This is a genomic window from Oceanobacillus caeni (assembly GCF_019037185.1).
GTDB classification, from domain to species: domain Bacteria; phylum Bacillota; class Bacilli; order Bacillales; family Amphibacillaceae; genus Oceanobacillus; species Oceanobacillus caeni.
In genome coordinates, this window is sequence record NZ_JAHHXM010000006.1 from 126,122 (window position 1) to 142,253 (window position 16,132).

The 16,132-nt window shown below is 35.0% G+C and carries 21 protein-coding genes and 1 riboswitch; of the genes, 1 reads left to right on the plus strand and 20 read right to left on the minus strand.

Annotated features, from left to right (window positions below):
• Window positions 1-17: 17 nt before the first annotated feature.
• From KM885_RS05835 to KM885_RS05885, 11 genes are all read right to left on the minus strand, one after another.
• On the minus strand, window positions 18-572 hold the full coding sequence (locus tag KM885_RS05835) for a DUF6470 family protein (protein WP_216883669.1): 555 nt from the start codon (window positions 570-572) through the stop codon (window positions 18-20).
• Window positions 573-846: 274 nt separating this feature from the next.
• The gene (flgL, locus tag KM885_RS05840) at window positions 847-1,713 is read right to left on the minus strand and encodes a flagellar hook-associated protein FlgL (RefSeq protein ID WP_047184753.1); all 867 of its coding nucleotides are present in this window, start codon (window positions 1,711-1,713) and stop codon (window positions 847-849) included.
• Between the two features lie 11 nt (window positions 1,714-1,724).
• Window positions 1,725-3,191 (minus strand): flagellar hook-associated protein FlgK, encoded by a 1,467-nt coding sequence (gene flgK, locus KM885_RS05845; protein WP_216883670.1) that lies wholly within the window; start codon window positions 3,189-3,191, stop codon window positions 1,725-1,727.
• A 23-nt stretch (window positions 3,192-3,214) separates the two neighbouring features.
• Window positions 3,215-3,706 carry a flagellar protein FlgN gene (locus KM885_RS05850; RefSeq protein WP_047184755.1) on the minus strand — a complete coding sequence of 164 codons (492 nt, stop codon included), beginning with the start codon at window positions 3,704-3,706 and terminating at the stop codon, window positions 3,215-3,217.
• Window positions 3,707-3,733: 27 nt separating this feature from the next.
• Window positions 3,734-3,997: a flagellar biosynthesis anti-sigma factor FlgM gene (gene flgM / locus KM885_RS05855; protein WP_047184756.1), complete on the minus strand. Its 264-nt coding sequence runs from the start codon at window positions 3,995-3,997 to the stop codon at window positions 3,734-3,736.
• 70 nt (window positions 3,998-4,067) lie between these two features.
• Complete coding sequence (locus KM885_RS05860) at window positions 4,068-4,493, minus strand: TIGR03826 family flagellar region protein (RefSeq protein ID WP_047184757.1); 426 nt, start codon at window positions 4,491-4,493, stop codon at window positions 4,068-4,070.
• Between the two features lie 24 nt (window positions 4,494-4,517).
• Window positions 4,518-5,198: a ComF family protein gene (locus tag KM885_RS05865; protein WP_216883671.1), complete on the minus strand. Its 681-nt coding sequence runs from the start codon at window positions 5,196-5,198 to the stop codon at window positions 4,518-4,520.
• On the minus strand, window positions 5,195-6,316 hold the full coding sequence (locus KM885_RS05870) for an ATP-dependent helicase ComFA (protein WP_338113665.1): 1,122 nt from the start codon (window positions 6,314-6,316) through the stop codon (window positions 5,195-5,197). The genes KM885_RS05865 and KM885_RS05870 overlap by 4 nt, the downstream gene beginning before the upstream one ends.
• A 435-nt stretch (window positions 6,317-6,751) precedes the next feature.
• A complete protein-coding gene (locus tag KM885_RS05875; RefSeq protein ID WP_060668022.1) occupies window positions 6,752-7,594 on the minus strand; it encodes a DegV family protein in 843 nt (280 codons plus the stop codon).
• A gap of 131 nt (window positions 7,595-7,725) precedes the next feature.
• Window positions 7,726-8,418, minus strand: coding sequence for a response regulator (locus tag KM885_RS05880; RefSeq protein ID WP_047184760.1), 693 nt, complete (start codon window positions 8,416-8,418; stop codon window positions 7,726-7,728).
• A 48-nt stretch (window positions 8,419-8,466) separates the two neighbouring features.
• Window positions 8,467-9,612 (minus strand): sensor histidine kinase, encoded by a 1,146-nt coding sequence (locus KM885_RS05885; RefSeq protein ID WP_145523677.1) that lies wholly within the window; start codon window positions 9,610-9,612, stop codon window positions 8,467-8,469.
• A 129-nt stretch (window positions 9,613-9,741) separates the two neighbouring features.
• Between KM885_RS05885 and KM885_RS05890 the strand changes: the two genes are divergently transcribed.
• Entirely contained in the window at window positions 9,742-10,389 is a 648-nt protein-coding gene (locus KM885_RS05890; RefSeq protein ID WP_047184762.1) for a YigZ family protein, read from the plus strand.
• Window positions 10,390-10,465: 76 nt separating this feature from the next.
• On the opposite strand, the gene KM885_RS05895 is transcribed toward KM885_RS05890, so the two are convergent.
• The 9 genes from KM885_RS05895 to KM885_RS05935 form a co-directional block, all read right to left on the minus strand.
• A complete protein-coding gene (locus KM885_RS05895) occupies window positions 10,466-10,615 on the minus strand; it encodes a hypothetical protein (protein ID WP_165589177.1) in 150 nt (49 codons plus the stop codon).
• Window positions 10,616-10,857: 242 nt separating this feature from the next.
• Window positions 10,858-11,343 carry a VanZ family protein gene (locus KM885_RS05900; protein WP_060668020.1) on the minus strand — a complete coding sequence of 162 codons (486 nt, stop codon included), beginning with the start codon at window positions 11,341-11,343 and terminating at the stop codon, window positions 10,858-10,860.
• A gap of 76 nt (window positions 11,344-11,419) precedes the next feature.
• The gene (locus tag KM885_RS05905; protein ID WP_047184763.1) at window positions 11,420-11,752 is read right to left on the minus strand and encodes a helix-turn-helix domain-containing protein; all 333 of its coding nucleotides are present in this window, start codon (window positions 11,750-11,752) and stop codon (window positions 11,420-11,422) included.
• A gap of 55 nt (window positions 11,753-11,807) precedes the next feature.
• On the minus strand, window positions 11,808-11,945 hold the full coding sequence (locus tag KM885_RS05910) for an anti-repressor SinI family protein (protein ID WP_084824045.1): 138 nt from the start codon (window positions 11,943-11,945) through the stop codon (window positions 11,808-11,810).
• Window positions 11,946-11,965: 20 nt separating this feature from the next.
• Window positions 11,966-12,051: riboswitch (cyclic di-GMP riboswitch) on the minus strand.
• A 116-nt stretch (window positions 12,052-12,167) separates the two neighbouring features.
• Window positions 12,168-12,803 carry a hypothetical protein gene (locus KM885_RS05915; RefSeq protein WP_216883672.1) on the minus strand — a complete coding sequence of 212 codons (636 nt, stop codon included), beginning with the start codon at window positions 12,801-12,803 and terminating at the stop codon, window positions 12,168-12,170.
• 21 nt (window positions 12,804-12,824) lie between these two features.
• A complete protein-coding gene (gene sipW / locus KM885_RS05920) occupies window positions 12,825-13,406 on the minus strand; it encodes a signal peptidase I SipW (protein WP_047184764.1) in 582 nt (193 codons plus the stop codon).
• Window positions 13,406-14,233 carry an amyloid fiber anchoring/assembly protein TapA gene (gene tapA, locus KM885_RS05925; protein ID WP_047184765.1) on the minus strand — a complete coding sequence of 276 codons (828 nt, stop codon included), beginning with the start codon at window positions 14,231-14,233 and terminating at the stop codon, window positions 13,406-13,408. The genes sipW and tapA overlap by 1 nt, the downstream gene beginning before the upstream one ends.
• 127 nt (window positions 14,234-14,360) lie before the next feature.
• Entirely contained in the window at window positions 14,361-14,918 is a 558-nt protein-coding gene (locus KM885_RS05930) for a TasA family protein (RefSeq protein ID WP_047184766.1), read from the minus strand.
• Window positions 14,919-14,988: 70 nt separating this feature from the next.
• Window positions 14,989-15,588, minus strand: a complete 600-nt coding sequence (locus tag KM885_RS05935) for a CalY family protein (RefSeq protein ID WP_047184767.1) — start codon at window positions 15,586-15,588, stop codon at window positions 14,989-14,991.
• Between the last annotated feature and the right edge of the window lie 544 nt (window positions 15,589-16,132).

Below are 16,132 nucleotides of genomic sequence, written 5' to 3' on the forward strand. Positions count from 1 at the left end.
AGAAAGTTTATGCTTTCTTATCTGCCAAAATCTATTTGTAGTTCCTCTTTTTGTTTTAATGATGTTTCAACTGACCCTTTTTCATAATGAATGACTGGCTTATTAGGGGTGCTTTCGATCTTTGGTTTCTTAACTTTTACATCTACTTGTACTTCTGCAGGTTGATAGTTCATTTTTACGGAAAATGGGGAAGGAATAAAAGTAATTCCCAATTGTTTCATCGGTTCAAACGCATTATTTACCGCCTGGGATATTAATGGGTTTCCTCCATTTTCAATCCGCATTAATTCCGCTCCCTCACTCGCACGTCTTCCAGTACCCTCCAATGATTGATTACGGCCTTCTGCGGCAAAATCTTGATTCAATTGTGTAATAGTTTTAAAATTCATTTCAGCCCATGCTTGAGACTGGTCTATATCAAGCTTTGCAGGCATTGTTTGAATCGATAGTTCGGCAGGAGGCTGTTGGATGGAAAGATCTGCTTTTGGTTGTTGTATTTCTAGTGTCGCGTCTTTAATATGTAATTGAATTTGTGCATGTTGTGATTGTAAACGAATTTGGGGAAACTGCATCATAATCCTCTCCTGATTCAGAAAGTTAAATAAAGGCCCTTCCCTTTAAATGAAGGTAGGACCTTATCAATAAGTAAGAATGTATAAAAAGTTAGCTTATTAAAGCTTATCATCAGAAAGGCCACGTCCAGCTCCAGCGCCCAGCGACTAGCGAGACTTCCTTCACCTCCGTGCGATAAGTCAACATCGCCTCACTCCGTTCGTCGTGTTTCCTTTATCTCCTGCGGCTCAGTCCAGTCCGTACGTCGCTAAACGGGCGCTTGCGCTTTTGTTCTTATCTTAAAAAGTCAAGTAACGTTGGTTGAATAATTCGCGCTCCAGCTGAAAGTGCAGCACGATGTAAACTCTCTTGAGTTATTAATTCGGTAATCGTTTGGGGGTAGTCCACATCTTCATTTTCGGACATCGTTTTCGTAGCAATTGTTTCTTGTTCACTTAAACGATTTTCAACTAATTCCAAACGATTCATTCGAGCCCCTAAATCTGCTCTAGAATTAATAATTTTATCGATACCTTTATCGATTTCTTCGATACTATTATTAATTCCATCATTATCATTACTATTCAAATGATTAACAAACGTATCTAATGTCGTAACCAATCCTTCAAAAACCTCTTGACCGTTTACGCTAGCAGTTAATGACGTTCCTTTAGAAACTTCTATTTCAACTGGAACATACTCATCGAAGTTCGCACCATTATCTTTCACTAGTGGTGCTTCTGTATGGGCACCGTTAAAAATATATTTATCATTTACTTGCGTATTCGCAATTTCAACTAAATGTTCCTTTAATTGCGCCACTTCTTGCGCAATACTTTTGCGTTCATTTTCATCATACGTTCCATTACTTGCTTGAACCGCTAATTCTCTCACACGTTGCATCGCTTTGGTTGCTTTATCAAGAGCAGCATCCGAATTATCGTACCAATTATGTAATTCATTGGTATTCCGTTGATATTGCTTTACTTGAAGAACTTCAGAACGATACCCCATCCCCTTCATGGCAACGACAGGGTCATCAGAAGGTCTAGTAATCTTTTTCCCCGTACTTAACTGATTCATGTACTGATCCATTTTGGAATAGCTGTTTGATAAATTACGAAGCATATTATTCGAAATCATTCCCTGTGTAACACGCATGTATTATTCACCTACCTTCCTACTAATCCCATACGATTAATTACTTGATCGAGTAGTTCATCTGTTGCCGTCATACTTCTAGCAGCTGCATTATAAGCATGTTGAAACTGAAGCATATTCGTAAGTTCTTCATCCAATGATACGGCACTAACTGACATACGTTGATTTTCCACCTGTGATTTCAAGATGGTAGTATTTTCCGTCATTCTTTTTGCATGTTCAGCTATAACCCCAAGATCACCAATAACAGATTCATAGAAATCCATCATCGAAGAATCATCTAAATTTGTTAACGGTTCATGCAATAAATCAGCTAAATCCAATGCATTTTGCCCATTACCTGATTCACTTCCTGCATTAATTTTTGTCGGATCATCTAAAACAACTTTTATAGCCCCCGCTGCTCCATTTTGATCAGTAATGTTGCCATCAAAGCCGAAAAAATCATCCCCATGTAGATTATTAAATGCTTCAACAAATTCAAAAGCCATCGCATCTAGTTTGGAAAGAAAGACTGGGTAATCTCCTTCTACTGTTTGCCCATCTAATGTATAGCCTTGTGATTCAATCAGTCCGCTTAGAGAACCTTTTGAAGATAAAAGCTTATCCATTGAAAGGGTAGTGTCTCCAACTTTTATTTGTGAGACTACATCCAATTTATTTACTTCGGAATAAATACCTGTTTCCGAAAAGGTATTTACGGTATTCGTTTTCCCATCAATTAAAGTGGCAATCTCATTTCCTGTGTCATCAACAATGGATACAGTTGCTACCCCATCTCCATTATTTTGTTTATCATACGTCACTTCGATCGGAATAATTTTGGATAGTTCATCTAATAATACGTCTCGTTTATCATATAAATCATTAGCAGCATATCCATGCGTTTCCAAATTTCTTACTTCTTGGTTGATTTTATTGACTTCCTCAAGCATGGTATTTGCATTTTTTAGGGTAACTTCGAGTTGATTTTTTAAATCACCACGAATTTTATTTAAAGAATCGGAAAGATAATTAAATGTACCTGCAAGTGATTTTCCACGCTGAAGAACAACAGACCTTGCACCAGCATTTTCCGGATTAACCGCTAAATCTTGTAAAGACTGCCAAAATTGATTCATTGACGCTGACAATCCTGTATCAGACGGCTCATTTAACATATTTTCCATCCGGGCTAGTGCTTCATTCCTTGTTTCATAATAACCAAATTTGCTGTTTTCCCCACGGAATTGGACGTCTAAAAATTGGTTTCTTACTCGTTGAATGGAACCCGCCTTTACCCCTGTACCAATTTGTCCGGGTAACTCTTGACGATTTCTAGATGCGTTAGGGGATGGCTTATTTGTTTCAAAGTTAACACGTTGTCTCGTGTATCCTTCCGTATTGGCATTTGCAATATTATGCCCGGTTGTATGAAGTGCAGATTGTTGTGTAAATATGGCTTGTTTCGCCATTTCTAATCCACGAAATGTACTCATTGTCTTCTCCTCTTTACCTCGTGTTATACTTGTGAATCAAAAATCGATCGATTATATGATTTCTTTTCCTGTTTTTGTTTTCCGTAATTCAAATTGGAAATGGACGGATTTAATAAATCTAAAGATAGTTGCACAAATTCTAATGATTGATTGATTAATGTTTGATTTAATGATTCTTGTTGTTTTAATTTCATTATATAATTAGTTAATTGTTCCGATACGTTAGTAATCTCTACTTTTTCCGTTTCATTTTCAAGATGTTCCAATATCGTTGTGATCGTTGCATCCTTTGTTGGAAGTCCTTGTGCAGTCAACCATTCTTCCACTTCTTGCTGCCTTTTTCCTTCCATTTGTTCTAAGAGACGGATTTGCTTCCGTTCTTTCACTAACAATTGTTGCAACTTATCTATCGTACCTGCTTTTACTAATTCTGTTTTTTGTTCAGAGATAGCAAGTAATCCTTTATGAATTTCTAGTAGTTTACCTAACGATTGAATGATAGGTTTTACGGACATAATAAGTCCTCCTTTTACATATAACCCTTACTTATTTGACCAAAATTCAATCATTTTTTTTGCTACTTTTTCAGAATCCACCTTATATTCACCAGATTGAACTAAATTCTTGATTGATTGAACATATTCCGCCCGTTTTTCATTTGGTCTTTCACTTTCTTGTAATTGTTTCGCTTCTTTCGATATTTCAATTTGATCTTGTTTATTGATTTCTCGTTTAACTTCCGCTTGTTTCTTTACAATATTTTTATAGGGGTTAAAATTTGGCTGATTCGAACCATTTATTCTCAAAATTCTTCACCCTTTCTCCCATAAACTTCTCTACTTTATATTATCGGCACATTTCAATAAAAATAAAGACTTATTTTCTATTTTGCTTATCCATTGTATAATACGTATTCGCAACAGAATTCATCTTTTTGTTCCTTTCTACTTTCCTTTCCAGTTCTTCTTCTCTTTTTAAATCTTTTACAATGGATTCTTGGCAATCCTTGCAGAGCTTACCTGACGTTATACCGATTCCACAAATTTCACATGGATAAGATAAATTGGGAAACTTTGATAATAATAAACGTTTTTCTCTTATAAATTTTGTGATATAGCTTTCTTGTACTCCTGTAGCATTTATTATATCAATCATTGTGGCCTTACGATTTTTCTGATCACGTAAAAATGTATTTACCGTTTGAAAAGCTTTCTCTTCTTCATGATAACAATCTTGACAAATATCCCGGAGTGCCTTGACAAAGATGGCTCCACAGCGGGAACAATTAGCTAATTCTGCCATCTTATACCCTCTTTTCTCGTATAATTACCCTCGTACCAATGTTAATGCGTAAACATTTGGACAGCCATGTTTCTTTAATAGTCGAGCCGCATGGCGCAAGGTTGTTCCTGTTGTATATATATCATCGACCAATAGGACAGGTTTGTTAATAGATTCCGTTATAAAAAAAGGATTTTTCGATATTATTCTCTCCATACGGGACTTTTTTGACTGCTTTTCTCCATGCAATCTTGTTAAAATTTCTTTTGTTTCTATCTTTAAAAAATCGGCTATCATTTTCGCTTGATTAAAACCTCTTTCAAGCAATCGTTCTTCGCTTAATGGAATAGGAACGACAAACCCGTTCTTTTTTAGAAATGAAAAATTTTCTTTAAATGCTTCCATCAAATAATTTTCAAAAATATATCCTAAATAATAATCACCACGATACTTCCATTTTGCAATAACCTCTTTCATAAATGGATTATAGGTGAAAATAGAATAATTGAATTGAAGGGATTCATTCTTCTCTTTTTCTTCCCACCACATACAATCCGCGCATCTTTTTTCTGTTGTATTTCTACTACATCGATCACACCGATTCCCATTTATCCATTCTAAACCTAGCTTACACTCGGAACATAAGATCTCTTCCTTTTCCAGCATAATTAAATTCGCCCAACTTAATGAAAGAATAATTTCCGTATCACACCAAGCGCAATTCATGTTTCAAATCCTCCACGTTTATTCATTTTTTTAATAGAGGCAATTGCTCTTTCCATTGCCTCTGTCTTCCCATCATGAAAGAAAATCACTTCCCCGATTGGGTCGTCTGCACTCCTCCCTGCTCGTCCAGCAATTTGCACTAAAGCAGCTTCATCAAAAACAGAATGGCCAGCATCCACTATTGCAACATCCACAGAGGGAAATGTTACTCCCCTTTCTAATATGGTCGTTGTAATCATGACAGTTATTTTTTTCTGTCTAAACTGAATTACTTTCTCTTCCCGATCTACGTCTTCTGCATGAACGGATGTGAGCATCGCTTCTGATGAGATTACTTTTTCTTTTTTTAAAATACTAGCAAGTGAATCTTTCATTTTCTCAGCTAGTTTAATGGTAGGAACAAAGATTAAGAGTTGTCGTTTGGAGTTTTCTCTTTTAGGAAGCCAGTTATAGAATGCCTTCGGTAACCGATATTCATCTAAATCTTTTTTAAGAGAAAAACAAATTTTTGTTTTAGGAACCGGTAAAGGATGTCCATGGAACCGGACAGGCACAAATGTATGCGGGAGCGTTTTTTTAGCTATTCGCTTTTGGTGGTCTTTTCTTGGAGTTGCTGTTAAATAAATCATGGTGCTATCTTGTTTCTTCGCACGATTTGCGGAATAGGGAAGGGAAGGATCAGCATGGAAAGGGAAGGCATCGATTTCATCAACAATGACAACATCGAATGCATGTTGAAAGCGAAGTAACTGATGGGTTGTTGCAATGATTAACTGTGCAGTTGCATCCTTCGTTTCACTCCCACCATATAATGCTTGAACAGGAACTTCTTCAAATGCTTTCTGTAATCGAGGATAAAGCTCACGAACGACGTCAGCTCTCGGGGTAGCAATACAAATACGTTTTCCTTGTTGGAGTGTTTCGGTAATTGCAGGGAAAATCATTTCTGTTTTTCCTGCTCCGCAAACCGCCCAGATCAAATATTCCTTTTCCCCACTGCGAATCGCTTGAACCATATGATTGGACGCCTGTAGTTGACCTTGTGTTAATGTTCCATCCCATGTACATGGTTGTTTATATGTAGACCAGTTTGGTGGTTCTCCACCCCATGTATACAAAGGCTCACATTCCATCACGCGTCCCATTTGAATACATTTTCTACAATATAAATGTGTCTTATTACATATGGAGCACGGGATTTTTGCAAATAAGGATTTCTTTTCATTCCCACATCGCATGCATTGGTGAGCAAGTAACTTCTTGATGATGGATTTCTGAGGAATTAAATATTGATTATCGAGGAACTGTTGAAATGTAGGTTCATTAAGTGGAATTTCTCTTCGTAATAAAATTCTACCGGAAAAGATCCTAGATAGATTTTCTAATTGTGTGGGAGTTATTGTTTCCACTATAGTATTCACTCACTTTCCTTTAAAAATTTAGTACTCGTATTAGGCTGGACGTTTGACTTTGTTGCCTTTATGCAGGAAGAAAGTTTTATACTTTCTTTCCTGTCAAAAAAGGTAACACTAAAATCAGCTAACCCAATGGATTTATTTCACATACCACCCAATACCAATTGCACCTTCTCCTAAATGAGTTCCTATAACAGGTCCAAAATAACTAATGATGGTATCCATGTTTGGGTATTTTTCTAAAAAAGAGTCCCTAAGGTTTTTAGCTGACTGTTCATCGTTTCCGTGAATAAAGGCAACTTTTAATTCTTTTCCTTTTGCCGCATCTTCTTCAAGTAAACCCATGATTCGATTAATTGCCCTTTTACGAGTCCGGATTTTTTCAAATGGGACGATGACCTTATTTTCAAAGTGTAGAATTGGTTTGATTTGTAAAAGGCCACCTACTACAGCTTGAGCACTGCTTAATCGTCCACCTCGTTGTAAGTTCGTTAAATCATCCACCATAAAATAAGCACGTAACGTTTGTTTCATTACATCTAAACGAGTGATGATTTCTTCAGCGGTTTTACCGGCTTTTGCCATCTCAGCAGCCTCTAGTACATAGAAACCTTGTGCAATCGCACTGATTTCCGAATCGTATGCATAAACATCGATTCCCTTTACCATTTCTCCTGCACTAATTACCGATTGGTATGTACCACTTATTCCGCTAGAAAGATGTATAGAAACAACTGCATCATAATCTTTTGCCAATTCTTCCAACTTAGCAGTCACATATCCGATTGATGGTTGCGATGTAGTTGGTAAATCGTCTACTTCTTTTAGTTTTTTATAAAATTCATCTGTTGAAATATCGATTTCCTCTTGATATGTTTCTTCTCCGAAAACAACGCTGAGTGGTACCATATGTATATTCTCTTGTTTGCGGAGGTCAGTTGGTATGTATGCTGTACTATCAGTCATGACAGCTACCTTCATAATAATCTTCTCCTTATTTAGAATTAAGATTCTTGAGCAATATTTTACATGAATCCATGAAAAAAAGCATTCATATACTAGGTTTTCACAATAAAAAATACCCTAATACAATGTACTAGGGTATCCTTTTATTAGATAACCTCTACCCAACCCTTTCGGATAGCTGAGACTACTGCCTGTGTACGGTCATTACAATTCATTTTTTGTAAAATATTACTTACATGGTTTTTAACTGTTTTTTCACTTATATATAGTGTTTCCGCAACCGCTCGATTACTTTTTCCATCAGCTAGTAATTGTAATACTTGGCACTCACGTTTTGTTAATAGATGAAGCGGTTTACGATATTCAATACCTCTATCACTCACAGAAGGATTGTTTTCTTTTGCAAGTCTACGATACTCTTTCACTAGATTATGAGTTACTTTCGGATGTAAGTAAGAACCACCCTCACTAACGACTTTGATCGCTTCGATTAAGGTATCTGCATCCATTTCTTTTAATAGATAACCTTGGGCACCTGTTTTCAAAGCATGCGTAACATAATTTTCATCATCGTGAATGGATAAAATAATTACTTTGGAATTTGGAAAATAACGAACTAAATCAGCTGTAGCTTCTACACCATTTATATTTGGCATGTTAATATCCATTAAAACAATATCAGGATTAGTTTCTTTCACTAATTTTGCTGCCTCTGAACCATCACTACCTTCTGCAACTACTTCAAAACTAGGTTCAAAGTCTAAAATACGTTTAACGCCTTCACGAAATAATTTATGATCATCTATAAGTACAATTCGAATCATTTTTTCCTCGCTCATCTTATTTTCCTCCATATATATCTATTACGTTTTTTGCTCTGTCTCTTATCATAGCACGGAATCGTTATACGGAACTCTAATAGTAATAACGGTCCCTTTCCCAATCTCTGATTGGATAGATAATTCACCTTGAAGGTTTTCTACTCTTTCCTTCATTCCAATTAATCCAAAGGACTGTTCTTTTTTTAGTTCTGTATTAAAACCTTTACCATCATCTTTAACTATTAAAGTTAAATAATTTGTACCTATTTCCAATTTTACTTGGATAACGGATGCTTCCGCATGTTTAATCGCATTTTGTAATGCTTCTTGCATCAATCGGAAAAATGCTATTTCATATTTGGGGTTTAGGCGTTTTTCCGTGCCCATCATAACAAAATCAATTTGTATGTTGTTGTATTCACCTGCGTTAGAAAGGTATTTTTTAATGGTCGGAACCAGTCCTAAATCATCTAACGCCATTGGTCTTAAATCATAAATAATTCTTCTTACCTCAACAAGCGAGGAGCGAATCATTCCGCGAATACTTTTGATTTCATTCATTGCTTTGGAAACATCACCTTGGAGATAAATCTTTTCGATTAACTCCGAACGTAGTAAGATATTCGCTAAACTTTGTGCAGGACCGTCATGAATTTCACGAGAAATTTTCCGACGTTCTTCTTCCTGCGCCTCAATAATTTTTAGGCCGAATTTTTGTTTTTCCTTTGCATCTTCAATTACTTCGTTTACTTGTTTAAAATCTTCTTGTAAATAATTAAGAACTACTGTGATTTTACTAGCTAAACGTTCTGCTCTTTCCATCGTACTAGCTAATTGTACTAGTCTTCTTTCAATATCATCACGCTTTTCCCGAAGATCCTTTTCCTCTTTACGAATAATCGTTAATTTCGTCTGCATTCCATGAGTAATCTCATAAACCTTACGAATTTCATCCTCAGAATATCGGTCAAAGAGTTTACTTACTTCTGCTAAACGCTGTTTGGAAAAACGAAATTTCACCTCTAGTTGGTCGCCATTTTCAATGTATTGAATTACCTTTTTTTTTATCTCTTTCAATTCTAATTGAAGGCGTTCGTATTCGGAACGAGCCCATTCACTAATATCAAAAATTTCATCTTTACTATAAATGACAACATCAATCATCTCATCAATGATATGATCTAATGCATTGTCTCCGAATTTCTTTGACATCCGTTCCCACCAACCTATACTATAATTATACGTATATACCCACTGTTTTGATAGGGTTAACTATAAAATTCTAGGAATTACTACCCCTACATGTTAAGATTATTAATCATATAGGAGGATTTATTATCTATGTTATCTACCTATTATACCGTAAAACCTGAAGGAAATGACCAAATAATCATACAAAAATCACGGTTTATTGGATATGTGCGTCGAGTGAAAACTGAAGAAGAGGCACAAGCCTTTATTCAGGAAATAAAGAAAAAACATTACGACGCTACCCATAATTGTTCTGCTTATATCATTGGGGAACATGATGAAATTCAAAAAGCAAATGATGATGGAGAACCGAGCGGAACTGCAGGAGTACCGATACTTGAAGTGTTAAAAAAACAAGGATTAAAAGATACTGCGGTTGTCGTGACAAGATATTTCGGTGGAATTAAACTTGGGGCTGGTGGGTTAATTCGTGCATACGGAAGTACAACTTCACAAGCCATTAAAACAACAGGAATTGTAAAAAGACAATTAATGAAAGGTTTTTCTATCACAGTAGACTATGGTTTACTAGGCAAACTAGAAAATGTTCTTCGTAATTCCGAACATATCCTAGAAACGATTCATTACTTAGAAAATGTAGAATTTATCGTTTTTGTGGAAGATGGGCAAGAAACAAAATTCACAGAATGGATCGTTGATTTAACAAACGACCAAGCTAAAATAGTAGAGCTAGACCCAAAATATATCGAAATTGAAGTAGAATCGACATCGGAATAAGCCTTAGATAATGAAGGCATGGAAGGTCTTTTATTCACTTTAAAAAAAGAAAAGCTCACTAGCGAGCTTTTCTTTTTTACATTTGTGTATTTCCGCTTAATTGTTGATTATTTGTTAACTCTTTTACTATTTTTTGAATCAACTCTTCGGCTGATTTAATTTGTTGATTTTCGGTTTCAACTATTAATTTCTTCAGCATCCGCTTATATAATTCTTGTTCCCCCATGGAATGGTTCCCGCCTTTTGTTCAAATTTATCGCTAAAACCAGATGAATAGACATATTTCATTTTACATTGTGTCGATATTTATTATTTTTTAAGAAAAAATAACGTACATAGGGTATCTTACTATATATCTACAATTTATTCTATAGTTTTCTCATTATTTTCAATAAATTGTTTCCGCTATCAGGAAATTTGGCATTCACAAATCTTTAATTAACTTAGTTAGACCTATGCAGATAAGCATTATGCTTTCCTTTTCTGCCCAAAAATAATAAAACAAATTACAGCAACAAATGCTCCAAATACATCGATAAATACATCCCCAATATATGGCGTGCGATTTGGCGTAATAACCTGGTGGATTTCATCTACCATAGCATATGCAGAAGTTAATAAAAATGAAATTAAAATAGCTTGTTTTTTTTGAATATGGGTGGCCTTTTTAAGAGCAATATAAAAAAGGCACGTTAACAAGAAGAAAACAGTAAAATGTGCCCCCTTACGAATAAAAAATTCAATAAAACCTGCAATACCTAATGTTTCCACACTTACAACAGATTGATGATACGTAAAAGAAATTCCTGAAAGGACGGGTTCTAAAAAGGATAAATCTATATAGTTTCCTAAAAATGGCCTCATATCTTGTTTTTCATAAGGAGTAGAAGAAGAATAAAAAATAATTCCCATCCATCCTAGTGTCAAAATCCAGTACCAGTATTTTTTTCGCATGTGTCACCTTCCTTGTTTCTATAGATTTTTCCCAAACTAAAAAACCGTTAAAGCAGAGTGCCAAACGGTCCACTAATCATATTTTATTCTTTCTCCATTTACTGAATTCAAGGTATTCTCTAAATTCCTCTTTGGTTACTCCTGAATCCATTGCTTCACGAACAATATCTAACCATTCATTATCTAAAGTATCATACTCTATGCTTTGTTTTGTTTCATTATTTAACAATTCATTTACGGTTACACCTAACACTTCGCTAATTTTCTCTATAAATTGGATGGACGGATTGGATTGTAGGTTCCGCTCAATGGAACTTAGATAAGACTTAGCAACTCCAGCTCGCTCGGCTAATTCGGAAATTGACATTTTTTTCTCTTTACGCAATTGTTTAATTTTTTCACCGATCAAGTCTTCTCACCTACTTTCATTGGGGATTATACCATAAAACAGGTGAGTTGTTCTATTACTTAGTGAATTTTATTTGTCCTTGTTGTAGTAAGAATGCTCGTATTTCTTCTTTCGTTATCCCCATATCCTTTGCCTGTTTAATCAATTGAACCCAACCACTATCAAGCGTCACACTTTTTATTAACTCGCTCATCTTGTTTCCCCCATTTTAAATCAGGTAATCCAGCCGTCATAGCATAAAAAGCGTTAGACCTGTGACTTTGCGCCCTTACCTTTCAATAAGTTTGCCTTTTTTTCTGACGTTCATTTTTATCTGAGACTATTATACTATTTCCTAGTGCCTTTTGGTGTGACTAGTTTTGTCGAAAAACTTCTAGTTTTGTATTACAGATATAATCATATTTTATCTAAGTCTTTACGTTTTTTTATTGTATAAGACTAGTAAACCAGTTATGCTACCAACAGTAATAAGTAGCACACCGATTACTAAAAAAGTAAACATATTCGTAGCAGTATTCGGTAAAATACTCTCCCCGCTTCCATCATCACTATCAATTACCCCTGTTACTGTCTCTAAATCACTTCCTTTATCTGCTTCACCTTCAGCTGTGTAATAAATAGTGAACTTAGCATCAAGGCCTTGAAAGTCATTTCCAAGGTGTTCCGGAAAACGAAGGACATATTCTAATTTTTCACCTTCATTCGGTGAAAGAGCGCGTGGGGAAAATCCCGTGAAATCGGATAATTTCCCGTTATATAGTTCTTCATTACTACTCCAAACCTCTAGTAATAATTCGTTATAAAGCTTTAATGATTTACTATCTGGTTTTACTGAAGTAGTATATTTAAAACTAATTTCACCATTATTCTTTATTGTAGCCGTTCGCGGTGCCCAATCCCCTGGTTTCATGTTACCTACATCAAATAACTCTTTTTGTGGTAGTACTTCGATGGACAAATTTTCCTCAGCTGAAACAGTAGCCAGGCCCATAAAGGTAAAAATTAGTATATTTGTTAAAAAGATGGCCAATGCTTTTTCCTGGATTTTCATATACATCTTCCCCATTAAGTATTAGGAATTCGTTACATTAGTTTGAGGTTTCTTTTGATCATCTAATTCCCTTAATGCTCTCCAAATTATAAAAATAGAATAACCTAACATTAGAAATCCAGGTATAATCAAGAAGGCAATGCTACCATTCGGTGACTGTGCAAAGGTTGAAATATATCCAAGATATGGTATAGTGAATCCGTTATAAACCGCAACTACATTCTCTGCTAATACTGGATTTGAATCTGGGGCATTGTTATTATCCCCTTTTGTCGTATACATAACATTCTCCCCGCTCGTCTGTATATCAATAATCCTATGTGTCACTAGCTTATCCTCTGATTCCATAAATGTAATGACATCACCTTTTGTTAGATTATTACGTTCTTCACCTTCAATCGGTTTTACTGCAATGATGGACCCTGTTTGTATTCCAGGCTCCATGGAACCAGACAAAACCGTTTTTAATTGATACCCTGAAATTTCCGGTTCCCCTCCTGAGGCCTTGTTTATAACTACTAATGCTGCAACAGCTATGAGTACTACCATTAGCACAATAGATATTATTCGATTCACCCATTTAAATATTGTTTTCTTTTTCATTATTCAACACCTTCCTTGTTTTCCTGTTCTTGACTAGACTCTACTTCGGGTTTAGTTTCTATCTTTTTTTGTTGCTGTTCTTGTGCAGGTTCCTGATCTTCTATAGTTTTTTGTTCAATAGGTTTGTCTGTGGTTTGATTGAGTTGACTGCTTTTCTCTGTTTTTTCTTCTTTCACTTGTTCTTCATGGTGTTTAGGTTTAGCGGATTCCGTTTGAATGCTTTTCGCTTTATTCTCTGTCTTATTCTGCTCATCTTTATTTTCAATTACTTCTTCATCAGCTTCTTTATTAGCATTATTTTCTTCTATTTCCTGTTCTGGGTTAGTCGTTGTTTTATGATTTGGATTACATTCAACAATAAATTTCTTACTCTCAACTTTTTTATCTTTTTCGTTCACGATAAAGACATATCTGCCAGTCTTATTTGCTTCATAACTAACTTTTTCAGATTCGCTATTTTTTAGTGCATTAATTCGTCCCTCGCCTACTTTTTCACCTTTTACAGGATTTCCGTTTTCAACGTAAAAAACATCATATATAACATCTTCCGTCATATCTCCGGGTCCTATATTTCTTACAACGGTGTCAATCATACACGATCTATGTGGATTTCCACTTCTCTCAAATTCAAGCTCATATTGTCCCCTCAACCAATCCGCTGCTTCAATACTTCCTTTTGGCTCAACCTTACTAGAAAAAACAGCTGAAGTTGTTGAAGTGAAATAAGTTGTAGAGAAAAGAAATAAATACCAGATCAGAGCAATTTTTGCTATAAACCAAAAACCCTGATTTTTTGATTTTAATTTTCGAAAACGACTTATTCTCACTAACAATCTCCGCCTTTTTATTGAAATCCATTTTGTGCCTTTTGCTATTTATTTGTAGTTCTAAAAATATTAAAGAAATAACATGCTTAGGGCTACAAATAAAATAGTCCCCTATAATTTACAACTTTTATTTTTCGTTCATGACCTGCATTGCCTCAAAAGTCCAATCCAGATTCATCGTATTTCCTTGATAATCATTTTGACTTTGCTCCGTCTGTATAAATTTAAATTCTACAAACACTTCGACATTCTGGCTCTCTTTTGGAAAATTATTTAATAGAACTATTGCATTTTCTACTCCTTTTAAATCATCTAATGTTACCTTTTTATTAGAAGTAATTTTCTCTTCTCCATTAACTTTTAACGAAACAACTTCTATTTGACTTCCAAAATCTTTCTTACCGTCAACTGTATGATTGGAAATTAAAGTCACCTTTCCGATATCTAAAGTTCCGTTATTAGACAGGTCAAATTTATAATGAAAGACATCACCGGGCTGTTTATTTTTGAACTCAAACAGAACACCGTCACTTACATTTGTCACACCTAAATCTAATGTTCCAGATATAATTTCATTCTTTGTATCTTCACTATCATTAAAATATGCAACAGTGCCTCCACTAAGCAATGCCATTCCAACCAACCCTATTGCCATCCCCATCAAGATATTTTTCTTAAAACTCATAGGATCCCCTCCTAAGTGTTAGATATGTATATGGGAAGACGAGATTAAACTCGTCTTCCAGATGGAATTATTATTTTCTTTCACCCGCTGTTTGTTTAGCATCAAATATCCATTTAAGTTGCAATGAATCTCCTTGAAATTGATTTTGGTCGCCATCATCTACAAATTCAAATTGCACTTTTAATGTGTCTTTAGAACCAGCCTTTAGCCCACTATTTTCACCAAAAACAGACCAAATTTTCTTTTGAACAGCATCAGGGGCCGTACCTTTCAAATCATGTAATGTTGTGCTATAAATAATGTCATTCGGTTTTATTGCTCCACTCTTATCTATATTTCGTAAAAAGTTAACTCTAATGTGTTTACCAAAATCTTCTGCATTATCACCTTTTGCATCCGTTACGGTATAATCTGTTGATAATAAAACCTTTGATATATCTAATGAACCATCATTCTTTAATTCAAAAGTTCGGTTCATCCAATCCCCTGGTTTAATATTTTTTACATCAATAACGACTTCAGGATTTAAATTTAAATCCAACGTACCGGCTGCAAATGTATTGTTGGATTCTGCCGTATCACTAAAATAAGCAAATACTCCTCCACCGACTAAAGATAATCCTAATGCTGCTGTTGCTACACCCATTCCAATTTTCTTTTTAAGACTCATTTTCTATTCCCCCAATAATATAATTTTTAATAAAAAAGCCCCTTAGTTTTCCTTCATCCGCCGCTGATGGTTAGTCGCACTTATGGCAGTTGATCTCCTTCCCCACCACCTTGTGGTTCAGACAGACCTGAAATGATTTAGAACGTTCATTGGTAGAGATAATTATTTAACTCAGAAAAATCTGGTCATTCCCCCTTCACTTATGTATAGATTTTTATATACCGTTCTCTTTAAAAACCAAAATTGTTTGTTATTAAGAACAGCACATTTGCAGTATAGGTCATTATGCTTAGAAAGGAAAGTTCTAAAATTTCCTGTTTTTGCGTTATAAAGAACACTTTTCTTTAGTTTCCATCATTTATCTCTTACTTTCTTATCATTTTGAATATATTTAAATATAAAATATCACTATAAAGAACAAATATGTAGTTAACTTCACATCTTCCATGTTTTTCAAATCCTATATATAATCTCATGTTTGACACTAAAAATCGCCAAAAACACTGCTAAATCAATGTTTATGGCGATTTTTTTAAGGCATAAA

Coding starts and splice junctions, on each gene's coding strand:
- KM885_RS05835 (WP_216883669.1), bottom strand. CDS start 572: ATGCAGTTTCCCCAAATTCGTTTACAATCACAACATGCACAAATTCAA.
- flgL (WP_047184753.1), bottom strand. CDS start 1,713: ATGCGTGTTACACAGGGAATGATTTCGAATAATATGCTTCGTAATTTA.
- flgK (WP_216883670.1), bottom strand. CDS start 3,191: ATGAGTACATTTCGTGGATTAGAAATGGCGAAACAAGCCATATTTACA.
- KM885_RS05850 (WP_047184755.1), bottom strand. CDS start 3,706: ATGTCCGTAAAACCTATCATTCAATCGTTAGGTAAACTACTAGAAATT.
- KM885_RS05860 (WP_047184757.1), bottom strand. CDS start 4,493: ATGGCAGAATTAGCTAATTGTTCCCGCTGTGGAGCCATCTTTGTCAAG.
- KM885_RS05865 (WP_216883671.1), bottom strand. CDS start 5,198: ATGAATTGCGCTTGGTGTGATACGGAAATTATTCTTTCATTAAGTTGG.
- KM885_RS05875 (WP_060668022.1), bottom strand. CDS start 7,594: ATGAAGGTAGCTGTCATGACTGATAGTACAGCATACATACCAACTGAC.
- KM885_RS05880 (WP_047184760.1), bottom strand. CDS start 8,418: ATGAGCGAGGAAAAAATGATTCGAATTGTACTTATAGATGATCATAAA.
- KM885_RS05885 (WP_145523677.1), bottom strand. CDS start 9,612: ATGTCAAAGAAATTCGGAGACAATGCATTAGATCATATCATTGATGAG.
- KM885_RS05890 (WP_047184762.1), top strand. CDS start 9,742: ATGTTATCTACCTATTATACCGTAAAACCTGAAGGAAATGACCAAATA.
- KM885_RS05895 (WP_165589177.1), bottom strand. CDS start 10,615: ATGGGGGAACAAGAATTATATAAGCGGATGCTGAAGAAATTAATAGTT.
- KM885_RS05900 (WP_060668020.1), bottom strand. CDS start 11,343: ATGCGAAAAAAATACTGGTACTGGATTTTGACACTAGGATGGATGGGA.
- KM885_RS05910 (WP_084824045.1), bottom strand. CDS start 11,945: ATGAGCGAGTTAATAAAAAGTGTGACGCTTGATAGTGGTTGGGTTCAA.
- KM885_RS05915 (WP_216883672.1), bottom strand. CDS start 12,803: ATGAAAATCCAGGAAAAAGCATTGGCCATCTTTTTAACAAATATACTA.
- sipW (WP_047184764.1), bottom strand. CDS start 13,406: ATGAAAAAGAAAACAATATTTAAATGGGTGAATCGAATAATATCTATT.
- KM885_RS05930 (WP_047184766.1), bottom strand. CDS start 14,918: ATGAGTTTTAAGAAAAATATCTTGATGGGGATGGCAATAGGGTTGGTT.
- KM885_RS05935 (WP_047184767.1), bottom strand. CDS start 15,588: ATGAGTCTTAAAAAGAAAATTGGAATGGGTGTAGCAACAGCAGCATTA.